Origin of the sequence: Methanosarcina spelaei, from assembly GCF_002287235.1 — an archaeon.
Taxonomy (GTDB): Archaea; Halobacteriota; Methanosarcinia; order Methanosarcinales; family Methanosarcinaceae; genus Methanosarcina; species Methanosarcina spelaei.
The window spans coordinates 1-945 of the sequence record NZ_LMVP01000325.1; the positions used below are offsets into that span (position 1 = coordinate 1).

At 33.2% G+C, this 945-nt stretch carries 1 pseudogene; it reads left to right on the forward strand.

The window, feature by feature from the left end:
• Nucleotides 1–675: 675 nt before the first annotated feature.
• Nucleotides 676–945 (forward strand): annotated as a pseudogene (locus ASJ81_RS13790) (IS110 family transposase); the annotation flags it as partial.

A 945-nucleotide genomic window follows, 5' to 3' on the forward strand; every position in this document is an offset into this window, starting at 1 on the left:
TATACTTTTGTCCACCATGACCTAACTTAATTGCTTCTATGGCTGCATATCTCCTTCTGTCTCTCTCATTCAAAGAATCAAAAAATGATTTCATTTGCTTTTCTGTTTCTTCCGGATATTTTTTGCGTAGCATTCAAATAAATTCCTTTATGGTTTGTATCAGTTAAAACAGAATTATCTTTAGGCAATGAAAATATTTGAATTTATATCTTTGTAATTCCTAAGTATCTAGTGTCAAGTCAATTATCAAGAATTCAATGATCCCTAATAACTTCACTCGATTTTATACGACATTTTGTGTTTGACTCGACACTAGACGCATTTTATGGATTTTCCCTTTTATTTTTTACTGGAATTTGAATTCTAAGAAGTAACAAGTAAATTATAAGTATTGAACTCTATCAAAGGAGAATACAACCATAAGATCTGAACTGAAAACGTACATGAAATTCTTCGAATAACATGCACAAATCAATGAAAGTACTCTACGCCCTCTTTTTTGACTATTAAGCCCTTATTACCTTGGGCAGTAAGGTTGTCCTTATTTTGGTTTTTCAAAACCGTCAGAAAACTAATCAGTGAATTGCCATCGAAGGCTCAAATGTGACTTTGATCACGGATGCTAAATTGGCCTTTTAGGCAATTCGACTGCCCAAATAAATTGGGTGATGTTATATGATTGAAGTCATAAACAAAGCTTGTGGTCTAGACATTCACAAAATCTTTTTCATTGCTACAATTATCAGTCGATCTGGTGGAAAACAACAGCAACGTTTCAACAGAGATGACGAAGGAATTTTAGCCCTTAAAAATTGGGTAATATCCGAAAAATGTAATGTTGTTGCATGTGAGTCAACAAGTGATTTCTGGGTTCCTATTTATGATTCTTTGATAAAGCATCTACCTGTAATAGTTGGAAATGCTCGAGATATGAAGGTATTTACC